A 22808-nucleotide genomic window follows, 5' to 3' on the forward strand; every position below is an offset into this window, starting at 1 on the left:
CGGCCCGCCGCGTCCCTCCGCCCCGGGGCTGCCGGCTAGTGGTCCTCCGGGCGCCGCCGCAGCAGATACGTGTCCATGATCCACCCCTTGCGTTCCCGGGCCTCGGCACGCAGCCGCTCGATACGGGGGGCGGCCTCGGCGATCGGGCCGGAGGCGAGGATCTCGTCCGGGGTGCCCAGGTAGGCACCCCAGTAGATGTCGATGTCCTGGTCCGCGTACTGACGGAAGGTCTGGTGGGCGTCCAGCATCACCACCACGTCGTCCACGCCCTCGGGGAAGCCCTCGGCGAGCCGGCGCCCGGTGGTGATCTGCACCGGCCGGGCGACCCGGTTCAGCCCGGTCCGGTGCCGGGCGACGAGCGACGAGACGCTGCTGATGCCGGGCACCACGTCGTACTCGAACGCCACCGCGCCCCGGTCGAGGATCTCCTCCAGGATGCCCAGCGTGCTGTCGTACAGCGCCGGGTCGCCCCAGACGAGGAACGCGCCGCTCCCGTCCTCGCCCAGCTCCTCGGCGATCAGCCGCTCGTAGATCCCCGCGCGTGCGCTGCGCCAGTCCCCGACGGCGGGCGAGTAGGCGGCGCCGCCCGCGCCGCGGTCCCGCTCCGGATCGCGCGCCTCCACGACGCGGTACGTCCCCTCGGGTATGTGCGTCTCCAGCATGTCCCGGCGCAGCCGCACCAGGTCCGCCTTCACCTCGCCCTTGTCCAGGACGAAGAACACGTCCGTGCTCCGCATCGCCCTGACCGCTTGCAGGGTGAGCTGGTCGGGGTCGCCCGCGCCGATACCGATCACATGAATCTTCCGCACGCCCCGAGTCTGCCGTACGCCACCGGCCGGGCCCCGGCCGGGCTGCCCTCAGCCCCGCAGCGCGGGCGCCCGCGCCCCCGCGTCCACGGGGATGCCGGCCTCCACGTCCGCTGCCAGGTCACGGGCCCATCGGGCGACCGCGACCAGATCGATCCCGTACGGATCGCGCTGCCCGTGCTCCGATGCCACCCACCGCGTCACGGCCCCGGCGCCGCGCCGCAGCAGCCGGGCACCGCCGGTGGTGTTGCCCCGTGCCGCGTGGGTGAGGCCGACGGCGAGCTGGGCCAGCCCCCGCCACAGCTCGCGCTCCGGTCCGGGGCCCGACTTCCAGGCGTCCTCGAAGACCTCGTGGGCGTGGAACGGTTTCCCCTCGTCCAGCAGCCGCTGCGCCTCGGCGACCGTGTCCGCGGGCGTCCGCACGACGCCCTCCGGCTGGCGGGGGACGCCCTGAGCGCCGTACGGCAGGGGGCGTCCGAGCCCGTCCCGGGGCCGGGCGTTGCGGGCCCGCCCCTCCTCGTCGCGGTCCCGTGCGCCGGGGGAGCGGACCGGGGCTGTGCGGTCGGCAGGGCTGTCCATACGCCGATTGTCCCTCCCCCGCGCCCGCTTCGGTGTGGCCCGGGGCGTGGGGTAGAGTGCTGTCCGCGTGATCGCGCGGTTCACCCCGTGTGAGCACCTCGGGACGTGGCGCAGCTTGGTAGCGCACTTGACTGGGGGTCAAGGGGTCGCAGGTTCAAATCCTGTCGTCCCGACTCGTGAGAGTCGCACGTCAAGGGCCGGTTTCGGGACATCCCCGAAACCGGCCCTCGACCATTCCGGGACCGCGCGGGACAGGTGCCCTCGACCGAGGGCACGGCGCCGCCTCCTCCTACCGCGCCGGAAGGGGCTCCGGGCGCGTCGCGCTCATCGCCTCGACCGCAGTGACCAGCGGAGCCAGCTCGGGGTTCTCGGCGGCTGCGTCGAGCGCCTCCCTGAGGGCGGTGTCATTGGTCGGCCGGGCCTCTCGCAGGAGCTTCAGGCCGGCTTCGGTGACGTCGGTGTAGATGCCGCGGCGGTCCGTCGGGCACAGGTAGCGGGAGAGCAGGCCGCGGTCCTCCAGACGGGAGACCAGGCGGGTGGTGGCGCTCTGGCTGAGCACCACGGCGTCGGCGACCTGCTTCATCTGGAGGTGCCCGCCCTCGCCGTCGTGCTGACGGCTGAGCACGTCGAGCAGCGAGTACTCCCGCACGCTGAGGTCGTGCGCGGACTCCAGGGCGCGCCCGACGTGCCCCTCGATCCTGCCGTGCAGGAGGGAGAGGGCCGCCCACCCGTTGGCGAGGGCGGTCAGCGCGGGATCCGTGGCGGTCATGGGCCCGGGCCTCCTTCCGGATGCGTCTGGTTCCAGGGTAAGGCATCCTTGAGGGTTATCCGCTGGAGCCTGTATAAGGCCCTTGCAAGCAAATGGTCCGGTGGGCGCACACGCCCCTCGGCGGCCGGGCCGCTCGGCCACGCGGCGCGGAACCGCGCCCGTATCCGGGTGACGGCACGTTCGGTCCGCACGACGACGCCTCGCGACGACGCCTCGCGCGGAGCGAGAAGCGGCCGCCGCCTCCCTGGTGCGGGAAGCGACGGCCGCCGGTCGTGCGGTGTGTCACTCGGTTATCTTGAGCAGCTTGTTCGGCGTGCCCTCGCCCGGGTTGGTGATCTTGTCGGCCGTCGCCCCGTCGGTGAGGGCCGTGGCGACCTGCTCCGGCGTGGCGTCCTGGTGGCCGGCGAGGTAGACCGCGGCGGCGCCGACGACGTGGGGGGTCGCCATCGACGTGCCGGATATGGTCTCGGTGCCCTCGTCGCTGTCGTTCCACGCCGAGGTGATGCCGGAGCCCGGAGCGTAGATGTCCACGACCGAGCCGTAGTTGGAGAAGTCCGACTGGGCGTCGTCCTCGGTGGAGGAAGCGACCGTGATGGCCTCCTCCACGCGGGCGGGGGAACCCTGCGCGGCGTCGGTCGACTCGTTGCCCGCCGCGACCCCGAAGGTGACGCCCTCGGCGATGGCCTGGCGGACGGCCTCGTCGATGGCCTCGTCGGCGCTGCCGCCCAGGCTCATGTTGGCGACGGACGGGCCCTGGTGGTTCTTGGTGACCCAGTCGATGCCGGCGACGACCTGCTCGGTGGTTCCCGACCCGCTGTCGTCGAGGACGCGCACGGCGACGATCTTCGCCTTCTTCGCCACGCCGTGCGAGGCGCCGGCGATGGTGCCCGCGACATGCGTGCCGTGGCCGTTGCCGTCGTCGGCCGACTCGTCGTTGTCGACGGCGTCGAACCCGTGGCTGGCGCGGCCCTCGAAGTCCTTGTGGGAGATGCGGACTCCGGTGTCGATGACATACGCGGTGACGCCCTCGCCCCCGCTGTCCGGGTAGGTGTAGGCGCTGTCCCCGGCGGTGTCGGTCTGGTCGATGCGGTCCAGACCCCAGGACGGCGGGTTGTCCTGCGTGGCGCTGATGGAGAACTTCTTGTTCTGGACGACCTTCGCGACGGCCGGGTCGGCGGCGAGGCGCTTGGCCTCCGTCTCCGAAAGGCCGCTGGCGGAGAAGCCGTTGATGGCCGAGCTGTAGGTGCGCTGCAGCTTGCCGCCGTACTCGCCGGCGAGCTCCTTCTTGTCGGTCTTCTCGTCCAGGATGACGATGTAGCTGCCGGAGACGGCGCCTTCGGCGTTCGCGCCGTAGACCTTGCCCTCGGCCGGAGCGGCCGCTCCGGCGTAGGACGTGCCGAGCAGGGTGACACCCGCTGCGGCGGACACGGCGGTGAGGGCGGCGGCGAGCTTGAATCGGCCCGTGCGCTGATGAGTTGCCATGAAGAGGGGACTCCTCGTCATTTTTTGTGGGGGGATTGGTCCCTGGGCGGAAGATCTCCCGGGACTGGTCCGTAACCCTTACTCATTGACGCGCACAGTTCAAGACCCACGAGTAGCTGTGACTTACACAACAAGGTTGCGTAAATGTGAAGTACTCCTGCCCAGGCAGGAGTTGCGAGGGCCGTAAGGTGACGGCGCCTCAGAGGTGGTGGCGGCGGTCCGCGACGGACCGTTCGTACTGCGCGCGCGCCTCCGTCGCGGCCTTCCGGGCGGAGACCTCCGCCACCGGCACGTCCCACCACGCCTCGGCCGGGGGAGCCGTCGGTGCCGGGTCGGTCTCGACGTACACGCACGTCGGGCGGGCCGACGCGCGGGCCGCCGCCAGCGCCTCGCGCAGTTCGCCGACCGTCTTGGCGCGCCGTACCTCCATGCCGAGGCTGGCCGCGTTGAGGGCGAGGTCGACGGGCAGCGGAGGCCCGGTGAACGTGCCGTCGGCGGCGCGGTGGCGGTAGGCGGTGCCGAAGCGCTCGGCACCCACCGACTCGGACAGGCCGCCGATGGAGGCGTAACCGTGGTTCTGCACGAGGACCAGCTTGACCGGAAGGTCCTCCTGCACGGCGGTGACGATCTCGGTCGGGTTCATCAGATACGTGCCGTCACCGACCAGCGCCCACACCGGAGTGCCGGGCGCCGCCTGGAGCACACCGAGCGCGGCCGGGATCTCGTAGCCCATGCAGGAGTAGCCGTACTCCAGGTGGTACTGGTGCGGGGAGCGGGCCCGCCAGAGTTTGTGCAGGTCACCGGGGAGCGAACCGGCCGCGTTGATCACCACGTCCTCGTCCCCGACCACCGCGTCCAGGGCGCCCAGCACCTGCGTCTGCGTCGGCACGGCACCCTCGTCGGGGGCCCGGAGGGCGGCCTCCACCACGCGCTCCCAGCGCTCCTTGCCCGCGCGGTACTCCGCCTCGTACGACGGCGCCACCCGGTGTCCGGCGAGGGCGTCGGTGAGCAGGGTCAGCCCCGAGCGCGCGTCGCACACCAGGGTGCGGGCGGCGAGCTTGTGGGCGTCGAAGGCGGTGATGTTCAGGTTCAGGAAACGGACGTCCGGGCGCCGGAAGAGGGTGCCGGAGGCCGTGGTGAAGTCCGAGTACCGGGTGCCGACGCCGATCACCAGGTCCGCCGTGCGGGCCAGTTCGTCGCTGACGGCCGTGCCGGTGTGGCCGATGCCGCCGAGGTCGGCGGGGTGGTCGTGGCGCAGGGAGCCCTTGCCGGCCTGGGTGGAGGCGACCGGGATGCCGGTGGCGTCCACGAACGCCTTCAAGGCGCCCTCGGCCTCGCTGTGGTGGATCCCGCCGCCCGCCACGACCAGCGGGCGCGCGGCGGAACGGACGGCCCGCACGGCCTCGGCCAGCTCCGCCGGGTCGGGAGCGGGCCGCCGTACGTGCCAGACGCGGTCGGCGAAGAACTCCTCGGGCCAGTCGTACGCCTCCGCCTGCACGTCCTGCGGGAGCGCCAGCGTGACCGCTCCGGTCTCCGCCGGGTCGCTCAGGACCCGCATCGCCCTCAGCGCGGTGGAGATCAGGGCGTCCGGGCGGGTGACGCGGTCGAAGTACCGGGACACCGGACGCAGGCAGTCGTTGACGGACACGTCCGCCGACACCGGGTGCTCCAGTTGCTGGAGCAGCGGGTCGGCGGCGTGCGAGGCGAAGTAGTCGCCGGGAAGCAGCAGGACCGGCAGACGGTTGATCGTGGCGAGCGCGGCGCCGGTGACCAGGTTCGTGGCGCCCGGGCCGATGGAAGTCGTCACCGCCTGCGCCGACAGCCGGCTCGTCCGGCGCGCGTGGCCGACCGCCGCGTGCACCATGGCCTGTTCGTTGCGGCCCTGGTGGTACGGCATGACGTCGCCGTACTCGACGAGCGCCTGGCCGACGCCGGCGACGTTGCCGTGGCCGAAGATGCCCCAGGTGCCGGCGATCAGCCGGTGCCGTACGCCGTCGCGCTCGGTGTACTGGGCGGTCAGGAAGCGCACCAGGGCCTGGGCGGTGGTCAGTCGACGGGTGGCGGCGTTCATACGGGCCTCTCCGGTGCGGTGTAGAGGGGGAGCCGGGGGTCGACCGGCCGGCCGGGCCAGGTGTCGCGGATCCACGCGTGGTCGGGGTGGTCGCGGATCAGCCAGGCCCGCTCGGCGTCCGGGCCCGCCATGACGTTGAGGTAGTACATGTGGTGACCGGGGACGGCCATCGACGGGCCGTGCCAGCCGTCGGGGATCAGCACCACGTCCCCGTCGCGCACTTCCGCGAGCACGTCCGTGCCCCGGCCCCGCCCGGACGGGGTGACCCGCTGGTAGCCGAGGCCCGGGATGCCCTCGTGCGCGGCGAACTCGAAGTAGTAGATCTCCTCCAGCACCGACTCCTCGCCGGGGCGGTGCTCGTCGTGCTTGTGCGGCGGGAAGGACGACCAGTTGCCGCCCGGGGTGATCACCTCGACCGCGATCAGCCGGTCGCACGCGAAGACCCCGGCCGCGCCGAAGTTGTTGACCTGCCGCGAGCAGTTCCCGGTGCCCCGCAGCTCCACCGGCACCGACCGGGCGGGCCCGTAGCGGGCGGGCAGGCGGCGGGTACAGCGTGCGCCGGTGAGCGCGAAGCGGCCCCCGCCGGGGGACGTGAGCGTCGTCCGCGCCTCGCGCGGCACGTACGCGAAGTCGCTGACGCCGCTGAACACGTCGGCGCGGCCCGTGAGTTCGAAGGTGCTCCGGCCGAAGTCGTCGGCGACGGCGACCGTGCAGCCTCCGCTCAGGGGCAGGACGATCCACTCGCTGTCGCCGCTGTCGAAGGTGTGGGCGCCGCCCGGCGGCAGACGCAGGACGCGCAGCGCGGAGTGGTCCCAGCCGGCCGTCTCGGGGGTCACCTCCACGGCGTACGGGCCGCTCGCGGCCTCGCCGGCGGACAGGTGATGCGTCATGGGGTGCTCCTCCTCGGTCACCGGGGGGGTCGGTCACGGCGGGCTCCGTCACGACCGGCTCCCGTCACACAATCTCTGCCATGACGGGCCCCGTCACAACAGCCCGACGGCCGTGTCCACCGCCTCTTCCACACTTCCTCGCGCCGGGTAGAGCAGCGACCGGCCGGCGACCAGGCCCCGCACGGTGGGCAGCCGGAGCGCCTTGCGCCACCGTTCGTAGGCGGCGGCCTGGTCACCGGGGGAGCCGCCCGTGTCACCGCCGAGCAGGACCGCGGGCAGCATGGAGGTCTCCAGGACCTCCCCCATGTCGTCCGGGTCTTCCGTGACGGGCAGCTTGAGCCAGGTGTACGCGGAGGTGCCGCCCAGGCCCGAGGCGATCGCGATGGAGCGGGTGACCGCCTCGGCGGACAGGTCGTTGCGCACCCGGCCCCCGACCCTGCGGGAGATGAACGGCTCGACGAACACGGGCAGTCCGTGCCCGGCCATGGCGTCGACCGCGCGGGCGGTGGACTCCAGGGTGGTCAGCGAGCCGGGGTCGTCGTAGTCGATGCGCAGCAGCAGCTTGCCCGCGTCGAACCGCAGCCGGGCGATGTCCTCGGCGCGGTGCCCGGTGAAGCGGTCGTCCATCTCGAAGGCGGACCCGGCGAGACCGCCGCGGTTCATCGAACCCATGACGACCTTGTTCTCCAGCACCCCGAGCAGCAGCAGGTCCTCCAGTACGTCGGCGGTGGCGAGGACCCCGTCGACGCCGGGCCGCGACAGCGCGGTGCACAGGCGTTCCAGCAGGTCTCTCCGGTTGGCCATGGCGAGCCGCCGGGCGCCCGCACCGAGCGCGCCGCGGGCCGGATGGTCGGCGGCGACGATCATCAGACGGCCGGAAACGCCGATCAGCGGGCGCCTGGCCCGGCGGGCCGCCGCCTCGGCGACGGCCTCCGGATGGCGGGCGCGGACCTCGGTGAGGTCGCGGATGCTGAGGGACAAGACGAGGCTCCGTTCAGGAGGTGGTCCGCGCGAGGAGGCCCTCGACCTCCGCCCCGGTGGGCATCGCGGAGGAGCAGGCGAGTCGGGAGGCGACGAGGGCGCCGGCCGCGTTGGCGTACCGCATGGTCCGCTCCAGCTCCCAGCCGGAGAGCAGGCCGTGGCAGAGGGAGCCGCCGAACGCGTCGCCCGCGCCGAGGCCGTTGACCACCTCCACCGGGACCGGCGGCACCTCGGCCGACCGGCCGTCGCGGTGCACGGCGAGGACACCCTCGGGGCCCTGCTTGACGACGGCCAGTTCCACACCGGCGGCCAGGAGCGCGTCGGCGCAGGCCCGCGGCTCGCGCACACCGGTGGCGACCTCGCACTCGTCGAGGTTGCCGACCGCGACGGTCGCGTGGCCGAGGGCCTCGGCGTAGTACGTACGGGCCCGGGCGGGGTCCGTCCAGAACATCGGGCGCCAGTCCAGGTCGAAGACGGTGGGACCGGCCTTGGCGCGGTGGGCGAGGGCGGCCAGGGTCGCCGTGCGGCTCGGTTCCTCGCTCAGTCCGGTGCCGGTGATCCAGAAGACGCGGGCCGCGCGGATCGCGTCGAGGTCCAGTTCGTGCGGATGGATCTCCAGGTCGGGCGCCTTGGGCACGCGGTAGAAGTACAGCGGGAAGTCGTCCGGAGGGAAGATCTCGCAGAAGGTCACGGGCGTCGGGTACGCGGCCACGGGGGTGACCCAGCGGTCGTCGACGCCGAACTCCTTCAGCGCGCGGTGCAGGAAGGCGCCGAACGGGTCGGCGCCCGTGCGGGTGATGACGGCCGTGGCACGGCCCAGGCGCGCCGCGGCGACGGCCACGTTGGCGGCCGAACCGCCGAGGAACTTGCCGAACGTCCCGACGTCCGCCAGCGGGACACCCGTCTGCAGGGGGTAGAGGTCTACCCCGATGCGCCCCATCGTGATCAGATCGAGACGCTGGACTGACTCGGCCATGTGCGACGCTCCTTGGGCTGGGCGGGGCCTGCCGCCTCTCAGGTGTATGGCGCCAGGGCGACCATGTCAAGACTTTGTACTTACATTCGGACGTTCCGGTGCAATGATGTCTTGACAAAGTATTGACAGCGGGCCTCACAAGGACTTGTATCCCGTCCCAGCGCAACAGCCCTTCTTCTCCGGTCTGACACACGGCTCCACGTCGCACAGTGAGGTGCAGGAAAGATGGACCGCTCTTCGCACGCCCGCTCCCGCTCGTTCACCCCGGTCGTCGCCCTCGCCGCGGCGGCGGCACTGACCCTCGCCGGCTGCTCCAGCGGTTCCGGCGGAAAGAAGGCCGACGAGGAGGGGGCCTCCGGTGCCTCCGCGGGCAAGGCGGACACCCCCCGGATGACGGTGGCCCTGATCACCCATCAGGCGCCGGGCGACACCTTCTGGGACATCGTCCGCAAGGGCGCCGAGGCCGCCGCGGCCAAGGACAACGTCAAGCTCGTCTACTCCGCCGACCCCAACGCGGGCAACCAGGCCAACCTCGTGCAGAACGCCATCGACCAGAAGGTGGACGGCATCGCGGTCACCCTCGCCAAGCCCGACGCCCTCAGAAGCGTCCTCGCCGGGGCCGAGCGGGCCGGGATACCCGTCGTCGGTCTCAACTCCGGCCTCGCGGACTGGAAGAAGCTCGGGCTGATGGAGTTCTTCGGGCAGGACGAGAGCGTGGCCGGCGAGGCCTTCGGCAAGAAGCTGAACGAGGTCGGCGCGAAGAAGGCCGTCTGCGTCATCCACGAACAGGGCAACGTCGGCCTGACCCAGCGCTGCGACGGCGTGAAGAAGACCTTCGAGGGCTCGGTCGACAACCTCTACGTCAACGGCACCGACATGCCCTCGGTGAAGTCGACCATCACCGCGAAGCTGAAGCAGGACGGCGCCATCGACCACGTCGTCACCCTCGGCGCCCCCTTCGCGATGACCGCGACGCAGTCGGTGGCGGAGACCGGGGGCAGGGCGAAGGTCGCCACCTTCGACCTCAACAAGGAACTGACCGGCGCCATCGAGAAGGGCAGCATCGAGTTCGCCGTCGACCAGCAGCCCTACCTCCAGGGCTACTTGGCGGTCGACGGCCTGTGGCTCTACGAGAACAACGGCAACTACAGCGGCGGCGGCGAGCAGCCGGTGCTGACCGGCCCCGCGTTCGTCGACAAGTCCAACGTCAAGGCCGTCGCCGAGTTCGCCGCGAAGGGCACCCGGTGATGAGCACGGCGGCCGGGCCGGCGCCGACCGCGCCGCCGGCCCGCGGCCCTCGGCAGGGCGACGGACGAGCCCGGCGCCGCCCCCTCGCCCTGCGGCTGCTGTCCCGGCCCGAGGTCGGCGTCTTCCTCGGCGCCGTCGCCGTGTTCGTCTTCTTCCTGATCGCCGCCCCCTCCGTCCGCGACGGCAGCTCCATGGCGACGGTCCTCTACCAGTCCTCCACCATCGGCATCATGGCGCTCCCGGTGGCCCTGCTGATGATCGGCGGCGAGTTCGACCTGTCCGCCGGCGTCTCCGTGGTCACCTCGGCGCTCACCGCGGGCATGCTCAGCTACCAGCTCACGGTGAACGTGTGGACGGGCGTGATCGTCGCCCTCGTACTCTCCCTGGGCGTCGGCGCGTTCAACGGCTGGGTGCTGGTGCGGACCGGTCTGCCGAGCTTCCTCGTCACCCTCGGCACCTTCCTGATCCTCCAGGGTGTCAACCTCGCCGTCACCAAACTGGTCACCGGCAACGTCGCCACCGACGACATCAGCGACATGGACGGCTTCGGCCAGGCCAAGGCCCTCTTCGCCTCGTCCTTCGACCTCGGCGGCGTCCAGGTGAAGATCACCGTCGTGTGGTGGCTGCTCTTCGCCGCGCTGGCCACCTGGGTGCTGCTGCGCACCAAGTACGGCAACTGGGTCTTCGCGGTCGGCGGTGACAAGGAGTCCGCCCGCGCCGTCGGCGTCCCCGTCACCTTCACCAAGATCACGCTGTTCATGCTGGTCGGCTTCGGCGCCTGGTTCGTCGGCATGCACCAGCTCTTCTCCTTCAACACCGTGCAGTCCGGCGAGGGCGTCGGCCAGGAGCTGATCTACATCGCCGCGGCCGTGATCGGCGGCTGCCTGCTCACCGGCGGCCACGGCTCGGCCATCGGCCCGGTCTTCGGCGCCTTCATGTTCGGCATGGTGAACCAGGGCATCGTGTACGCCGGCTGGAACCCCGACTGGTTCAAGGCGTTCCTCGGCGTGATGCTCCTCGGCGCCGTCCTCGTCAATCTGTGGGTCCGCCGCGCGGCGACCCGGAGGTGATCGGAAATGACCAGCAACGCCCCCGGCACCGTCGTGAGCGGGACCGCGCCGAAGGGGGACCGCCCGCTCGTCGAGCTGCGCGGCGCCGGCAAGTCCTACGGCACCATCCGCGCCCTGCACGGTGTCGACCTCACCGTCCATCCCGGCCGGGTGACCTGCGTGCTCGGCGACAACGGCGCCGGCAAGTCCACCCTCATCAAGATCATCTCGGGGCTGCACCGGCACACCGAGGGCGACTTCCTCGTCGACGGCGAACCGGTGCGCTTCTCCACCCCGCGCGACGCGCTCGCCCGCGGCATCGCCGCCGTCTACCAGGACCTCGCCACCGTGCCGCTGATGCCGGTCTGGCGCAACTTCTTCCTCGGCTCCGAGGTGACCAAAGGCCCCTGGCCCGTGCGCCGCCTCGACATCGCCCGCATGAAGCGCACCGCCGACGAGGAACTGCGTGCCATGGGCATCGTCCTGGGCGACCTGGAACAGCCCGTCGGCACCCTCTCCGGCGGCCAGCGCCAGTGCGTTGCCATCGCCCGCGCCGTCCACTTCGGCGCGCGCGTCCTCATCCTCGACGAACCCACCGCCGCCCTCGGCGTCAAGCAGTCCGGCGTGGTCCTGAAGTACATCGCCGCCGCCCGCGAACGCGGCCTCGGCGTCGTCTTCATCACCCACAACCCCCACCACGCCTACCTGGTCGGCGACCACTTCAGCGTGCTGCGCCTCGGCACCCTCGAACTCAGCGCCGCCCGCGCCGACGTCACCCTCGGCGACCTCACCCACCACATGGCGGGCGGGGCCGAACTGGCCGCCCTCAAGCACGAACTGGCACAGGCCGAGGGCGTCGACGTGGAGGCGCTGCCGGGGGAGGCGGCGCGGTCCACCTCGCCGGGAACCACTGCCCCCGGCACGGCCGCCTCCGCCGAGGGCGGGACCTGACCCGCCCGGCCGCCCTCAGCCCCGCCGGACCTCCGCGAGCGGCACGGGCCGGTGCTCGCGCAGCGACAGCGTGCACGCCTCCGCGATCCAGCCCGCCTCCAGGGCGTCCTGGATCGTGCACGGCGAGGGCCGGACGCCCGCGACGACCTCGGTGAACGCGGTGAGTTCGGCGCGGTAGGCGGCCGTGAAGCGGTCCATGAAGAAGTCGTGCGGGACACCGGCGGGGAAGGTGGCGCCGGGTTCCACCGAGCGCAGCGGCAGTCGGTCCTCCAGGCCGACGGCGACGGAGTCCGCGAACCCGTGCAGCTCCAGGCGCACGTCGTAACCCCGCGCGTTGTGGCGGCTGTTGGACACCACGGCGACCGTGCCGTCGTCCAGCGTCAGCACCGCGCCCGTGGTGTCCGCGTCGCCCGCCTCCCGGATGAAGTCGGCGCCCCGGTTGCCGCCGACGGCGTACACCTCGCTCACCTCGCGGCCCGTCACCCAGCGGATGACGTCGAAGTCGTGCACCGCGCAGTCCCGGAAGATGCCCCCGGAGGCCGCGATGTACGCGGCGGTCGGCGGCGCCGGGTCGAGCGTGACCGCCCGCACGGTGTGCAGCCTGCCCAGCTCCCCGCTCAGCACGGCGTCCCGCGCCGCGGTGAACCCGGCGTCGAAGCGGCGGTTGAAGCCGATCTGCACCGGGACGCCACGGCCCGCGACGCCCTGGAGCACCTCCAGGCCCTCCGCCATGGTCCGGGCGACCGGCTTCTCGCAGAAGACGGGAACCCCCGCTTCGACGGCGGCCAGGATCAGGGCCGGGTGGGCGTCGGTCGCGGCGGCGATCACCACCCCGTCCACCCCCGCGGCCAGCACCGCCTCCGGGGAGTCCGCCACCTCGGCGCCGAACCGCTCGGCGGCGGCCTTGGCGGCGTCCGCGAACGGGTCGGCGACGACGAGCGAGCCGACGGCGTCGAGTGCGGCGAGGGTCTCGGCGTGGAAGGTGCCGATGCGGCCGAGGCCGAGGATTCCGATGCGCATGCGCTCCGCTGCTTTCTGTGCTCGGTTGCTCTTCGGTGCCGGGGATCCGCCCGGTCAGTCCCCGTGGGACAGGTCGACCCAGGTGCCCCGCTCGGCCGACCGGGTCATGGCCTCCAGTACGGCCGCGCTGTGCACCGCGTCCGCCGGGGTGGCGCCGTACGGGACGCCCTCGGCGACGGAGCGCAGGAAGCGGTACGCCTCCACCACCTTCAGGTCGTCGAAGCCCATGGCGTTGCCCGCCCCCGGCTGGAACGCGCCGAACTCGCCGTGTCCCGGGCCCACATGGACGGTGCTGACGGGCTGGTCCTGGTAGCGCGTGCCCCTGCTGACGCCCAGCTCGTTCATCCGGCGGAAGTCCCAGAACACCGCGCCGCGCGTGCCGTGCACCGCGAAGCCGTAGTCGTTCTGCTCGCCCACCGATACCCGGCACGCCTCCAGCACCCCGCGGGCACCGGAGGTGAAGCGGAGCAGGCAGTTCACGTAGTCCTCGTTCTCCACCGGCCCCCTCTCGCCGCCCGCGGCACGCGCGTGACCGGCCACAGGCCCGGTGGGACGCGCCCGCTCGGGCACGAAGACGGCGGTGTCGGCCGTCAGGGACGCGATGTCGCCGAGCAGGAACCGGGCCAGGTCGGCGCCGTGGGAGGCCAGGTCGCCGAGGACCCCGCTGCCGCCGCGTTCGCGTTGGTAGCGCCAGGTGAGCGCGGACTCGGGGTGGGCCGCGTAGTCGCTGAACAGGCGGATGCGGGCATGGGTGACGGCGCCGATCTCCCCGGACGCGATCAGCTCGCGCGCGGTCTCGACGGCGGGCGCGTTGCGGTAGGTGAAGCCGACCGCGCCCGCCACCCCGGCCTCGGCGACGGCGTCGGCCACCGCCCGTGCGTCCCCGGCGGTCAGCCCGACCGGCTTCTCGATCCAGACGTGCTTGCCCGCCTCGGCCATCGCCACGCCGATCTCCCGGTGGAGGAAGTTCGGCGCGGTGATGCTGACCGCCCCGACGCGCGGGTCGGCCACGACGTCGCGCCAGTCACGGGTGGCCGTGGCGAACCCGTACTGCTCGGCGGCCTCTTCGGCCCGGCCCGGCACCTCCTCGGCGACCGTCAGCAGTTCGGGGCGCAGCGGCAGCAGCGGATAGTGGTGGCGGACGCGGGCGTACGCCCGGGTGTGCACCCGGCCCATCCAGCCGAAACCGACGACGGCGACACCGAGCGCATCCACCATGAGAGCCCTTCGAGGACCGGTCCGGGAACTGTCCAGGCCACCCTGGGCGGCGCCCGGGCATCATGTCAACCTTTTGACAGGACAAACGGCCTACCGAGGCCGGCCGAGGGTGATGGCGTACGCCTTGCGCAGCGTCTCGTGCACCGTCCACGTCGTACGGTCGCCCTCGCGCAGCACGGCGAGGTCGCCCGGGCCGACCTTCAGCGTCGGGCCGCCCTCCACCTCGACGGTGGCCGATCCGCTGAGCACGACGAACAGTTCGTCCGCCTCCGTGTCGGTGACCACTCCGGGCGTGATCTGCCAGATGCCGCGCACCTGGCGGCCGTCCGGCGACTCCCAGACCACCTTGCCGGTGACCTCGGGAGTGCCGGAGACGATCTGCTCGGGGGAGAGGGGCTCGGGTTCGAGCTCGGCGTCGGGGACGTGGACAACGAAGCTGTGGGTCATGCCACGACGCTAGCCGGGGCGGGCGCGCCGCCGGGGGCGACAGGGTGTGGCCTGTCCGGCGGCGCAGGCGGACACTTCGTCGCGCCGGCCCGTCGCACGGGGACGCTTCCGGCGGGAGCGACTCGTCCCGCGCCGCGGATGGGGTAGGCTTGACCTGCGTGATCACACGGAACCGCCCGCGCGGCCGGTCCGTGCGACGCACACCGGGACGTGGCGCAGCTTGGTAGCGCACTTGACTGGGGGTCAAGGGGTCGCAGGTTCAAATCCTGTCGTCCCGACTCGTGAGAGTCGTACACGAGGGCCGGTGTCGGACACTTCCGACACCGGCCCTCGGTCGTGACCGGCCTCTTCCGCGGGGACGAGCCGAAGGCCCGGCGCGACTCGTTCGGGCGGAGGTCGACCGGCTCGGGTCAGCCGGCCTCTCCCAGGCAGCCCAGGGCTTCGCGGAAGTCGTCGAGGGCGGGCCCGAACTCACCGGCGGCCGTGTGGAAGCCCGATCGCTCGATCAGGGTGCAGGCCAGTGTCCGCGTCCCGTCCGCCGGGTCGTGCCGGGACAGCCGGCGGGCCAGGCCCACTCCGTCGTCGAACAGCGGGCGCACCCGCTCCGCGAACAGATGGGTGCGGTGCTCCCAGTACACGGCGGAGCGGACGGTGAGGACCCGATGCAGCCGGACCAGTTCGGCCAGGTACCGGTCCGGATCCTGGTCGGCTCGCCGGGCGAGGGCGTCCACCTCTTCACGGAGGGCGTGACGGCTGTCGAAATAGCGCCGCTTGGCATCGGGCGACCAGTGCAGGGGCGCCGTCCCGGAAGGGGGACGCGGTGCGTCGGGCGTGGCCCGATCGCCGTCGGCGCCGGAGAAGGACAGGACCACCGCCCAGACCGACGCCTGGGAGCCGCTCCAGAGGGTGCGCTCACCGGTATCGGCCATCTGCGTCAGCAAGGCGAGTGCCTGTTGCCGGACGAGGGCCGCCCGCCCGTCCCGGCCGTGGGTGTCGAGCATCCGCGCGTACCCGACGAGCGAGTAGAGATGACCGGCCACCGGGCCGCGGTCGTTCGCCGCGTCGGCCGCTTGCACGCCGACGAGGGTCTCGAACGCGGCGAGTGCTTCGTCCGGACGGCCGGCGTCCTGGAGCATGGCGATCCACTCCAGGAGCGACCAGGGAAGACCCACGCTGTCGGGCCCGCCGGGCAGGATCGCCGAGACCAGCTCGGTCATGGCGTCGGCGGCCTCGGCATAGCGGCCTTCCTCGGACAGACCGGTGGCCCACGCGTACAGCCCCGCGGCCGCGGCGGTGTCGGACAGTGCCGCCTGGGCACGGCCGACGGCGAGCATCTCGGCGCGCAGGGCGAGTCCTTCGGCGCGTCGGCCCAGGTTGTACAGCTCTCGCTGGCACGAGTCGAGAGCCTCGTGAAGGACGTGCGCACGGGTGGGTTCGGCCGGGTCGATGGACCGCGCCACGGCCACCGCCTCCTCGCGCAGCGCGAGACAGGCCGGGTGCTGCTCGCCGGAGCCGGTCTCGTAGCTCAGACGTCGCAGCGCCCTGGACAGGAGCGGCAGATACGAGGCGGGGCCGACCTGGGCGAGCACCCGGTAGGCGTCGACCTCCTCGCGCGCCGTGCGGCGCCCCGACGCGAGCAGAACGTTCCGCGCTCGCACGATGTCGTCCTGATCGACCTTCCCCGAGTGATTCATGACGGAGATTCTGGGCGCCGCCGAGAGAGCCGGACAAGGCTCGTCAGCTGTGCCGTTCGTCCTACGAAAACACCCTCTGACCTGTCATGATGGGACTGGCGTCACGTCTGGCCCGCGGGCCGGGCCATCGTGGCGGAGTCCGATGCCGGTGCGGGTACCGCACCGGGCGCACCGGGTCCGGGACGGTCCGGGGTGGGGTCCCCGCGGTGGCGCGGGAGGGCGTCGCGGGTGCGGTGGCGGAAGACCAGCAGCGCCGCCAGCGACGCGGCCGTGAGCCAGAGGAACTGGATCGCGAGGCCCCTGGCCGCCGACGCCCCGGAGAAGGCCGCGGACATGCTGGCCTGGACGGCGCCGTACGACGGCAGGAAGCGGACCAGGGCGCTGTCCGAACCGGAGCTGGACAGGGGGTTCTGGAGGGCGACGTCGATGACGCTGATCATCAGGATGGCGAACATGCCCTCCACCTCGCGGCGGAGCACCGACCCGAAGACCACGCCGAGCGTGCCGTAGGTCAGGGCCGCGCAGAACAGGGCCGCCGCGAGCACGAGGGGCTGCCGGGGGGACCAGGCGAAGCCCGCGCACGCCGTCGCGTACACGGCGATGGTGGCGCAGACCAGGGTGAGGGCGGAGAGCTTGCCGAGGACCAGGTGGTGGCGCGGGTACCCCGCCATCGCCAGGCGCCGGTCGAAGGCCCCGCCCGTGAAGGTGGCGGCGAACATCATGAACCCGGCGATCAGCGTCACGGCGTTCAACGCCCCGGTGATCTGGGTGAGATGGTTGCCGGGCGGGGACAGCGTCTCGTTCGTGGCCCGCAGCCGGAACGGTGCCGCCCGCTCGGGAATCGTCACGTAGGCCAGCGTGATCCACACCGGGATGTACACCACCACCAGCAGCATCGCGAACCGGTTGCGGGCGTGCCCGGTCAGCGCGTACCGGGACGCGGTGACGTACAGGGACCCGTGCCGCCTCACGCGGCCGCCTCCGCGCCCCGGTCCCGCCGGTGCAGGCGCCCGTTCTCCAGCCGCCACAGCTCGTCCAGCCGGTCGATGTCGTACGCCAGGTGCGAGACGACCAGCACGGAGCGCCCGGCGTCGCGCAGCCCGGTCGCCAGGTCCCAGAAGCGCAGGTACGTCTCCCAGTCGAAGCCCTGGTAGGGCTCGTCGAGGAGCAGGACGTCCGGGTCGTGCATGAGCGCGAGGGTCAGGTTCAGCTTCTGCCGTGAGCCGCCGCTGAGCCGGCCCGCCCGCACGTCGGCGTACTCGGTGAGGGCCAGGGTCTCCATCACCTCCTCGGCCCGCCGGAGATCCGGGAGCCCGAAGGCGTGCCGGAAGTAGTCGAGGTGCTGGCGGACGGTGAAGGAGTCGTCCAGCACCACGGACTGCGGGCAGTAGCCGAACCTGCCGCGGTGGCGCACCGTGCCCCGGTCCGGCCGCAGTTCCCCGGAGAGGATCCTCAGCAGGGTCGTCTTGCCGGCGCCGTTCTCCCCGACGATGCCCGCGAGCACTCCGGGCCGCAGCCGGAAGTCGACCCCCTCGAGGACGGCGTGCTTCCGGTAGGAGTGGTGCACATCGGTGACGTCCATCGCGCTGCTCCGTCGTCCGTGGGTCTGCCGGACGGTCCCGGGACCGTCCCGTGCCGTCCGGTCGGCGGCGACACCGTCCGCGCATCCCCAACGACCGTGCGCGGCACGGGGAAACGGCATCGGACGGGCGATTCGCCGCCCGGCGTCAACCCGGTGCGCGCCACGTCATGCCTGCGGCGGATTCCCCCGCCGCGAGCCGTTGGCGGACGACCGGGACGGCTAGCGTGGCCGGGCCCGGGACGCGCCTTTCGGCCATCGTCCCGCAGACCCCGTCACCCACCAGGAAGGCCGGCCGGCCATGCGGAGAACGTGCGTGATCGGCGCCGGGCCGTCCGGTCTGGCCGCGGGCAGGGTCCTCGCCTCGCGGGACGTCCCGTTCGACTGCTTCGAGGCCGGCTCGGGCATCGGCGGCCTGTGGCGCTACGGCAACGACAACGGCATGTCGGGCGTGTACGCGTCCCTGCACGCGAACGTCTCGAAGGAGAGCATGTCCTTCACCTCCCTCGCCATGCCGGACACGTACCCGGTCTTCCCGCACCACAGCCTGGTCCTGGCCTACCTGGAGGACTACGCCGCGTCGGCCGGCCTGCACCGCCGCATCACCTTCGGCACGGAGGTCACCTCGGTGCGGCCCCACGACGGCGGCGGCTGGGAGGTGACCGTGCGGCGCCGCGGCGACGGGGACGGGGAGACGCGGCGCTACACCGACGTGATCGTGGCCAACGGGCACCACTGGGACCCGCGCCCGCCGGACCCGGCCGTGCCCGGCGCCGAGGACTTCGGGGGCACGGCGGTCCACTCGCACGACTACCGCACTCCCGCGCCCTACCGAGGCCGGCGGGTGCTGGTGATCGGCATGGGCAACTCCGCGTGCGAGATCGCGGCGGAGATCTCGCGCACGGCGGAACGCACCTTCCTCTCCGCACGCGACACGGCGCACCTCTTCCCCAAGATGCTGCTCGGCCGTCCGGCGGACCACCTGGCGTCGAGCCCGCTGTCCGACCTGCCGCGGATCCTCAAGGACCCGGCGCTGCGCCTCCTGCTGCGCCTCACCCGCGGCGCGCCGTCCCGCTACGGGCTCCCCGAACCGGCCCACGGGCCGCTCGCCCGGCACCCCTCCACCTCCGACGAACTCCTCGTCCAACTGGCCCGGGGCGCGGTCACCCCGAAGCCCGGGGTGGGCTCGTTCGGCCCGGACACGGCCCTGTTCACGGACGGCACCCGCGAACGGGTGGACGCGGTGGTCTATGCCACGGGCTACCGGATCTCCTTCCCCTTCCTGGACCCCTCCCTGTTCGCGGCCGCACCGGACGGCCGCACGGAGCTGTACCTGCGCACGGTCCCGCCCCGCATCCCCGGGCTCTACTTCATGGGCCTCGCGCAGCCCGCCGGCGCGGCCTTCCCGCTGCTCGAACCGCAGGCGCAGTGGATCGCCGAACTCATCGAGGGCGCGGCCGCCCTGCCGTCGCCGGCCGCCATGGAGCGGGCCGTCGAGCGGGAGCGGCGCCGCCATCTGCGGACCTACGCGGCCACGTACCGCCACGGGATCGAGACCGACTTCCGCTCCTGTCTGCGGGCCCTGCGCCGGGAACGGCGGGCCGGCGGGCGCCGCGCCCGCGCCGCCGCCCCGGCCGTGCCGCCGCCCGCCGCGGAGACGGCTTCGGTGGCCGGCCCCGTCTGAACGCGACGGTGCTCACACGGGTGCGGTGGAGTCCTCCAACTCGCCCACGGCCCGCTCCCACAGCTCCGGCAGCAGCTCCCCGGACGGCAGGGCCCGGTCGGTCACGAAGGAGACGTCCGCCCACTCGCCGAAGAAGGACAGCCCCACTCCGAAGAGGTGCCCCGGCACGAGCAGGGGGAGCAGGTTGACGCCCGTCACCGGGGTCTCGCCCAGGCCGGCCTTGTCGGCGATCGGCATGGACGTCGCCATCACGTCGGTGACGCGCGGCGAGAGCATCCTGCGCAGGTACCACTCGGTCGGACGGTCCGGCATCCAGCGCACCAGGTCCTGGATGGCCTGACGCCGCGCGGGTGCCCGCAGCTTCCGGGTCTCCGCCATGACGTGGTCGAGCCGCCGCCGGGGCGAGTCACCCACCCGGGCGGCACCACCCCGGGTGCGGGAGGCCCCCACCGGCAGCTCCAGCGGCAGCGCGAAACAGCGGTTGCCCCAGGTCTGCTCCTCGTCCGGACGGCGCGCCTCGAAGGGCACCAGCGCGGTCACCCGGGGCAGCGCCACCCCGGACCGGTCCGACCAGGCCGACAACGCCCCCGCCAGCGCCGCCAGATGGGCGTCGTGGGCCGAGCCGCCGCGCGCCGCGCCGATGCCGCGGAGGGTGTCCGCGGCCACGCGGCCCCGCCACAGCCGCCGCTCTCCCGAGGGCAGGAAGGGGACGTCCGGGCGCCGGCCGCGGACGGCCAGGGCGGCCGCGGCGAACGCCGCCCCCAGACCAGCGGCCCTGCCCACCCGCCGGGGCAGGGCAGGGCGGTCCTCGCCGGGCGCGGGGCGGGCGGAGAACTCGCCGCCGCCCAGCATGGTCCGGAAGGTCGCCGCGGCGGCCGAGCCGTCCTGGCAGGCGTGGTGGAAGCGGTGGCAGACGGCGTACTCGTCCGCCGCGTGGCCGTGGATCAGCCAGACGCCCCAGTAGGCCCCCGGTCCGAAGGGCGCGTTGAGCGCCGTGTGCAGGGCGGTGTCCCACCCCTCGGGGCCCTCGGCGACCACCTCGTGCACGTGCCGGCCGACGGAGAAGTCCGGGTCGGGCAGCCACCGGGGACGCCGCGGTCCGCCCTCGACGCGGCTGGTGAGCAGGGGCAGTTCGCCCAGGCGGTACTCCACGTAGGCGCGCAGGTCCGACAGGCTCGGGGGCGGACCGCTGAGGTACGCGATGCCGCCGGCGTCCCAGCGGACGTCGGGGTGACGGCGCCCCATGCTGAGGAACGCGCGGTCGACCGCGTGCGTGGGGTGGCCGGGGGAGGAGGCGCTACGGGGGGACGGCACGAACGCCGGCATCGGGGGCTCCAGGTGACGGGGTGACGGGGTGACGGGTGACGGGTGACGCGGGACGGAGGGCGGGTGACGGGGGAGGAGGGCGTAGGACGGACGACGGGGCCGGGCGTACGGACGGGCATGGGCGGGCGCCGGGCAGGGCGCGGGCGGCGGTGACCGGCCGCTCGGGACCACCGGCCGCTTCGGACCACGGGCACCGACCGGACCGTCAGCCGCCTCGGACCACCGGCCGTCGGCCGGACCACCGGCCGGGACGGTCACCCGCTGCGCCGGTCAGCACGGTTTATATCCGCCCGCGGAGCACCCCCGTACGCCCCCGCGGGCGCCCCGGCCACCCGCGCGCCCCGCCGCACCGCGCCGGACGTCCCGCATCAGCGCCCCGGACCCCCGCGGCGCCGCCCCGCCTCCGCGCACCGCATCACCCGAAAGCGGGAAACGTCTCGAGACGGCCGCTCACCCGGGCCGCCTGCGCCGAGCCTCCACGGCGGGGCCTTCCGGCCCGTGACACAAGGGATCCGACGCCTCTGCCGGGGCGCGCGGCACCCGTGGCGTGCGTACTCCGTTCGGGTGGGCGGCCCGGAACGCGGTCCGTGGTGCCGTCCGCCGTCTGACACTGTGTGCCGTGCGCCGGGCTCGTCGGGCCGGGGAGAGGCCCGAGGAGGAGCCCCGGCGAGGCCGGGGGAACGGAGGAACGGCGCCGCCCGCCGCGACCGGCCGGACCAGCCGGGCCGCGGACGACGTGACCGCCGGGTGCGCCCGCGCGCAGCGGCCGGCCGCGTCCCGTTCACCCGGCCGCCGCGCGTCCCCGCGCCCTCGCACACGGCTGTCCCTCCCGGACCCCTGGAGACAAGGTCATGCACGTCGCCCTCACCGGCGCCACCGGCTTCCTCGGACTGCGCCTGTTACGACGCCTGCTCGACCGGCACCGGTCGGTGACGGCCCTCGTGCACGCGGGGTCGGGCGACGCGCTGCACCGCGTCACGCGGTTCCTCGAACTGGCCGACGCGCCCGAGCCGTTGATCGCCGGACTCCCCGACCGGCTGCGGGTGGTGGAGACCGACCTGGACGCGCCGCGGCTCGGACTGTCCCGGCGCGCGTTCCGGGCACTGGCCGACGGCCTCGACGCGATCTGGCACAGCGCGGGCAGCATCAACCTGGAGGGCGACCTCCCCGAACTGCGCCGGACCAACGTCGACGGCGCCCGGCACGTCCTGGAACTCGCCGCGGCCGGACGCGCGAAGCCCGTCGTCCACCACGTGAGCACCGCCTTCGTCGCCGGCCGCCGGCGCGAGGGCGTCGCCTACGAGGACGAGCTGGACGACACGGCGGGCTTCGAGAACGCCTACGAACGCTCCAAGTACGAGGCCGAGTCGCTGGTCCGCGCCTGGTCGGCGGAGCACCGGCGCCCGGTCGTGGTGCTGCGGCCGAGCATCCTGGTCACCGACCTGCCGCCCCACCCCGACCTCCCCCGGCACCCGCTCCAGGTCGTCGAACGCATCCTGCGCGAGGCACGCGGCACCGTGGACACCGACGGCCGTCCCCGCCTGCGGCTGGCCGGGCATCCGCACGGCCGGCTGAACCTGCTCCAGGTGGACCACGCGGCCGACGTCATGCTGCGCCTGGCCGACCGGACACCCACGGGCGGCGTCGACACGTACCACATCGTCCACGACCGGGACGTCCCCGTGTCCCTCGTCGTGTCCGTGCTGGAGCGGATCCTCCCGCTGTCGTTCGAACTGGTCCCCGCCGCCCCGGACGACCCGACGACGTTGGAGGCCCTGGTGGGCTTCTACCCGGGCCTGACCGCCTACCTCACCCACCGGCGGCGCTTCGACGACACCCGCGTACGGGCCCTGCTCGGACCGTCGGCGGTCTCCGGCCGCGTGGACCTCGACTACCTGGTGTCCGGGCTGGTCCCGGAGGACGACGCCCGCGCCGGGCCCCCGGCCGTGTCCGCGACCGCCCTCCCGTCCACCGGATACGCCTGACCCGCGCCCGTCCACCCGCGAACGCCCCGACCACCCGGTCCGCCCGCCCCGCC

At 73.3% G+C, this 22808-nt stretch carries 20 protein-coding genes and 2 tRNA genes; 7 read left to right on the forward strand and 15 right to left on the reverse strand.

What is annotated here, in order from left to right; all coding sequences use genetic code 11:
• Positions 1–35: 35 nt before the first annotated feature.
• Positions 36–809, reverse strand: coding sequence for a precorrin-6A synthase (deacetylating) (gene cobF / locus ACH499_RS09760; RefSeq protein WP_399014569.1), 774 nt, complete (start codon positions 807–809; stop codon positions 36–38).
• A 48-nt stretch (positions 810–857) separates the two neighbouring features.
• Complete coding sequence (locus ACH499_RS09765) at positions 858–1385, reverse strand: DUF309 domain-containing protein (RefSeq protein ID WP_399014572.1); 528 nt, start codon at positions 1383–1385, stop codon at positions 858–860.
• A 99-nt stretch (positions 1386–1484) separates the two neighbouring features.
• Between ACH499_RS09765 and ACH499_RS09770 the strand changes: the two genes are divergently transcribed.
• A tRNA-Pro gene (locus tag ACH499_RS09770) sits at positions 1485–1558 on the forward strand.
• 116 nt (positions 1559–1674) lie between these two features.
• Here the strand turns inward: ACH499_RS09770 and ACH499_RS09775 are convergent.
• From ACH499_RS09775 to iolC, 6 genes are all read right to left on the reverse strand, one after another.
• Positions 1675–2154 (reverse strand): MarR family transcriptional regulator, encoded by a 480-nt coding sequence (locus ACH499_RS09775; protein ID WP_356200992.1) that lies wholly within the window; start codon positions 2152–2154, stop codon positions 1675–1677.
• A 282-nt stretch (positions 2155–2436) separates the two neighbouring features.
• Positions 2437–3636, reverse strand: a complete 1200-nt coding sequence (locus tag ACH499_RS09780) for a S8 family peptidase (protein WP_399014574.1) — start codon at positions 3634–3636, stop codon at positions 2437–2439.
• 199 nt (positions 3637–3835) lie between these two features.
• Positions 3836–5707 (reverse strand): 3D-(3,5/4)-trihydroxycyclohexane-1,2-dione acylhydrolase (decyclizing), encoded by a 1872-nt coding sequence (iolD, locus tag ACH499_RS09785; RefSeq protein WP_399014576.1) that lies wholly within the window; start codon positions 5705–5707, stop codon positions 3836–3838.
• Entirely contained in the window at positions 5704–6597 is an 894-nt protein-coding gene (iolB, locus tag ACH499_RS09790) for a 5-deoxy-glucuronate isomerase (protein ID WP_399014578.1), read from the reverse strand. The genes iolD and iolB overlap by 4 nt, the downstream gene beginning before the upstream one ends.
• A 93-nt stretch (positions 6598–6690) precedes the next feature.
• Positions 6691–7578, reverse strand: a complete 888-nt coding sequence (locus ACH499_RS09795) for a deoxyribose-phosphate aldolase (RefSeq protein ID WP_399014580.1) — start codon at positions 7576–7578, stop codon at positions 6691–6693.
• A 13-nt stretch (positions 7579–7591) separates the two neighbouring features.
• Positions 7592–8554: a 5-dehydro-2-deoxygluconokinase gene (iolC, locus tag ACH499_RS09800; RefSeq protein ID WP_399014582.1), complete on the reverse strand. Its 963-nt coding sequence runs from the start codon at positions 8552–8554 to the stop codon at positions 7592–7594.
• A gap of 225 nt (positions 8555–8779) precedes the next feature.
• On the opposite strand from iolC, the gene ACH499_RS09805 reads away from it, so the two are divergent.
• From ACH499_RS09805 to ACH499_RS09815, 3 genes are read left to right on the forward strand one after another with little or no spacing between them, the layout of a single operon-like run.
• Positions 8780–9802 (forward strand): sugar ABC transporter substrate-binding protein, encoded by a 1023-nt coding sequence (locus tag ACH499_RS09805; RefSeq protein ID WP_356200983.1) that lies wholly within the window; start codon positions 8780–8782, stop codon positions 9800–9802.
• Positions 9802–10872: an ABC transporter permease gene (locus ACH499_RS09810; protein WP_399014584.1), complete on the forward strand. Its 1071-nt coding sequence runs from the start codon at positions 9802–9804 to the stop codon at positions 10870–10872. Before ACH499_RS09805 ends, ACH499_RS09810 begins: the two co-directional genes overlap by 1 nt.
• Before the next feature lie 6 nt (positions 10873–10878).
• Positions 10879–11802, forward strand: coding sequence for an ATP-binding cassette domain-containing protein (locus ACH499_RS09815; protein WP_399014586.1), 924 nt, complete (start codon positions 10879–10881; stop codon positions 11800–11802).
• 15 nt (positions 11803–11817) lie between these two features.
• Here the strand turns inward: ACH499_RS09815 and ACH499_RS09820 are convergent, their stop codons facing one another.
• From ACH499_RS09820 to ACH499_RS09830, 3 genes are all read right to left on the reverse strand, one after another.
• Positions 11818–12822 carry a Gfo/Idh/MocA family oxidoreductase gene (locus ACH499_RS09820; protein ID WP_399014589.1) on the reverse strand — a complete coding sequence of 335 codons (1005 nt, stop codon included), beginning with the start codon at positions 12820–12822 and terminating at the stop codon, positions 11818–11820.
• A 54-nt stretch (positions 12823–12876) separates the two neighbouring features.
• Positions 12877–14040 (reverse strand): Gfo/Idh/MocA family protein, encoded by a 1164-nt coding sequence (locus tag ACH499_RS09825; protein WP_399014591.1) that lies wholly within the window; start codon positions 14038–14040, stop codon positions 12877–12879.
• Positions 14041–14130: 90 nt separating this feature from the next.
• On the reverse strand, positions 14131–14487 hold the full coding sequence (locus tag ACH499_RS09830) for a cupin domain-containing protein (RefSeq protein ID WP_399014593.1): 357 nt from the start codon (positions 14485–14487) through the stop codon (positions 14131–14133).
• Between the two features lie 204 nt (positions 14488–14691).
• On the opposite strand from ACH499_RS09830, the gene ACH499_RS09835 reads away from it, so the two are divergent.
• A tRNA-Pro gene (locus tag ACH499_RS09835) sits at positions 14692–14765 on the forward strand.
• 132 nt (positions 14766–14897) lie between these two features.
• Here the strand turns inward: ACH499_RS09835 and ACH499_RS09840 are convergent.
• The 3 genes from ACH499_RS09840 to ACH499_RS09850 all read right to left on the reverse strand — a co-directional run bounded on the left by ACH499_RS09840 (position 14898) and on the right by ACH499_RS09850 (position 17763).
• Positions 14898–16181: a hypothetical protein gene (locus tag ACH499_RS09840; protein WP_399014595.1), complete on the reverse strand. Its 1284-nt coding sequence runs from the start codon at positions 16179–16181 to the stop codon at positions 14898–14900.
• Between the two features lie 101 nt (positions 16182–16282).
• Positions 16283–17152, reverse strand: coding sequence for an ABC transporter permease (locus ACH499_RS09845; protein ID WP_399014597.1), 870 nt, complete (start codon positions 17150–17152; stop codon positions 16283–16285).
• The gene (locus ACH499_RS09850) at positions 17149–17763 is read right to left on the reverse strand and encodes an ABC transporter ATP-binding protein (protein WP_356200971.1); all 615 of its coding nucleotides are present in this window, start codon (positions 17761–17763) and stop codon (positions 17149–17151) included. Before ACH499_RS09850 ends, ACH499_RS09845 begins: the two co-directional genes overlap by 4 nt.
• Positions 17764–18061: 298 nt before the next feature.
• Here ACH499_RS09850 and ACH499_RS09855 point away from each other — a divergent pair, with 298 nt between their 5' ends.
• Positions 18062–19444, forward strand: coding sequence for a flavin-containing monooxygenase (locus ACH499_RS09855; RefSeq protein WP_399014600.1), 1383 nt, complete (start codon positions 18062–18064; stop codon positions 19442–19444).
• Positions 19445–19456: 12 nt separating this feature from the next.
• On the opposite strand, the gene ACH499_RS09860 is transcribed toward ACH499_RS09855, so the two are convergent.
• Positions 19457–20770 (reverse strand): wax ester/triacylglycerol synthase domain-containing protein, encoded by a 1314-nt coding sequence (locus tag ACH499_RS09860; RefSeq protein WP_399014603.1) that lies wholly within the window; start codon positions 20768–20770, stop codon positions 19457–19459.
• Between the two features lie 851 nt (positions 20771–21621).
• Here ACH499_RS09860 and ACH499_RS09865 point away from each other — a divergent pair.
• The gene (locus ACH499_RS09865) at positions 21622–22755 is read left to right on the forward strand and encodes an SDR family oxidoreductase (RefSeq protein ID WP_399014605.1); all 1134 of its coding nucleotides are present in this window, start codon (positions 21622–21624) and stop codon (positions 22753–22755) included.
• Positions 22756–22808: the final 53 nt, after the last annotated feature.

The sequence above is a fragment of the Streptomyces sp. NPDC018947 genome (assembly GCF_044390505.1).
GTDB lineage: Bacteria > Actinomycetota > Actinomycetes > Streptomycetales > Streptomycetaceae > Streptomyces.

Excerpts from the sequence above, each read along its gene's own strand:
- ACH499_RS09765 (WP_399014572.1), bottom strand. The coding sequence starts at position 1,385 with ATGGACAGCCCTGCCGACCGCACAGCCCCGGTCCGCTCCCCCGGCGCA.
- ACH499_RS09775 (WP_356200992.1), bottom strand. The coding sequence starts at position 2,154 with ATGACCGCCACGGATCCCGCGCTGACCGCCCTCGCCAACGGGTGGGCG.
- ACH499_RS09780 (WP_399014574.1), bottom strand. The coding sequence starts at position 3,636 with ATGGCAACTCATCAGCGCACGGGCCGATTCAAGCTCGCCGCCGCCCTC.
- iolD (WP_399014576.1), bottom strand. The coding sequence starts at position 5,707 with ATGAACGCCGCCACCCGTCGACTGACCACCGCCCAGGCCCTGGTGCGC.
- iolB (WP_399014578.1), bottom strand. The coding sequence starts at position 6,597 with ATGACGCATCACCTGTCCGCCGGCGAGGCCGCGAGCGGCCCGTACGCC.
- iolC (WP_399014582.1), bottom strand. The coding sequence starts at position 8,554 with ATGGCCGAGTCAGTCCAGCGTCTCGATCTGATCACGATGGGGCGCATC.
- ACH499_RS09805 (WP_356200983.1), top strand. The coding sequence starts at position 8,780 with ATGGACCGCTCTTCGCACGCCCGCTCCCGCTCGTTCACCCCGGTCGTC.
- ACH499_RS09810 (WP_399014584.1), top strand. The coding sequence starts at position 9,802 with ATGAGCACGGCGGCCGGGCCGGCGCCGACCGCGCCGCCGGCCCGCGGC.
- ACH499_RS09815 (WP_399014586.1), top strand. The coding sequence starts at position 10,879 with ATGACCAGCAACGCCCCCGGCACCGTCGTGAGCGGGACCGCGCCGAAG.
- ACH499_RS09820 (WP_399014589.1), bottom strand. The coding sequence starts at position 12,822 with ATGCGCATCGGAATCCTCGGCCTCGGCCGCATCGGCACCTTCCACGCC.
- ACH499_RS09825 (WP_399014591.1), bottom strand. The coding sequence starts at position 14,040 with ATGGTGGATGCGCTCGGTGTCGCCGTCGTCGGTTTCGGCTGGATGGGC.
- ACH499_RS09830 (WP_399014593.1), bottom strand. The coding sequence starts at position 14,487 with ATGACCCACAGCTTCGTTGTCCACGTCCCCGACGCCGAGCTCGAACCC.
- ACH499_RS09840 (WP_399014595.1), bottom strand. The coding sequence starts at position 16,181 with ATGAATCACTCGGGGAAGGTCGATCAGGACGACATCGTGCGAGCGCGG.
- ACH499_RS09850 (WP_356200971.1), bottom strand. The coding sequence starts at position 17,763 with ATGGACGTCACCGATGTGCACCACTCCTACCGGAAGCACGCCGTCCTC.
- ACH499_RS09855 (WP_399014600.1), top strand. The coding sequence starts at position 18,062 with ATGCGGAGAACGTGCGTGATCGGCGCCGGGCCGTCCGGTCTGGCCGCG.
- ACH499_RS09860 (WP_399014603.1), bottom strand. The coding sequence starts at position 20,770 with ATGCCGGCGTTCGTGCCGTCCCCCCGTAGCGCCTCCTCCCCCGGCCAC.
- ACH499_RS09865 (WP_399014605.1), top strand. The coding sequence starts at position 21,622 with ATGCACGTCGCCCTCACCGGCGCCACCGGCTTCCTCGGACTGCGCCTG.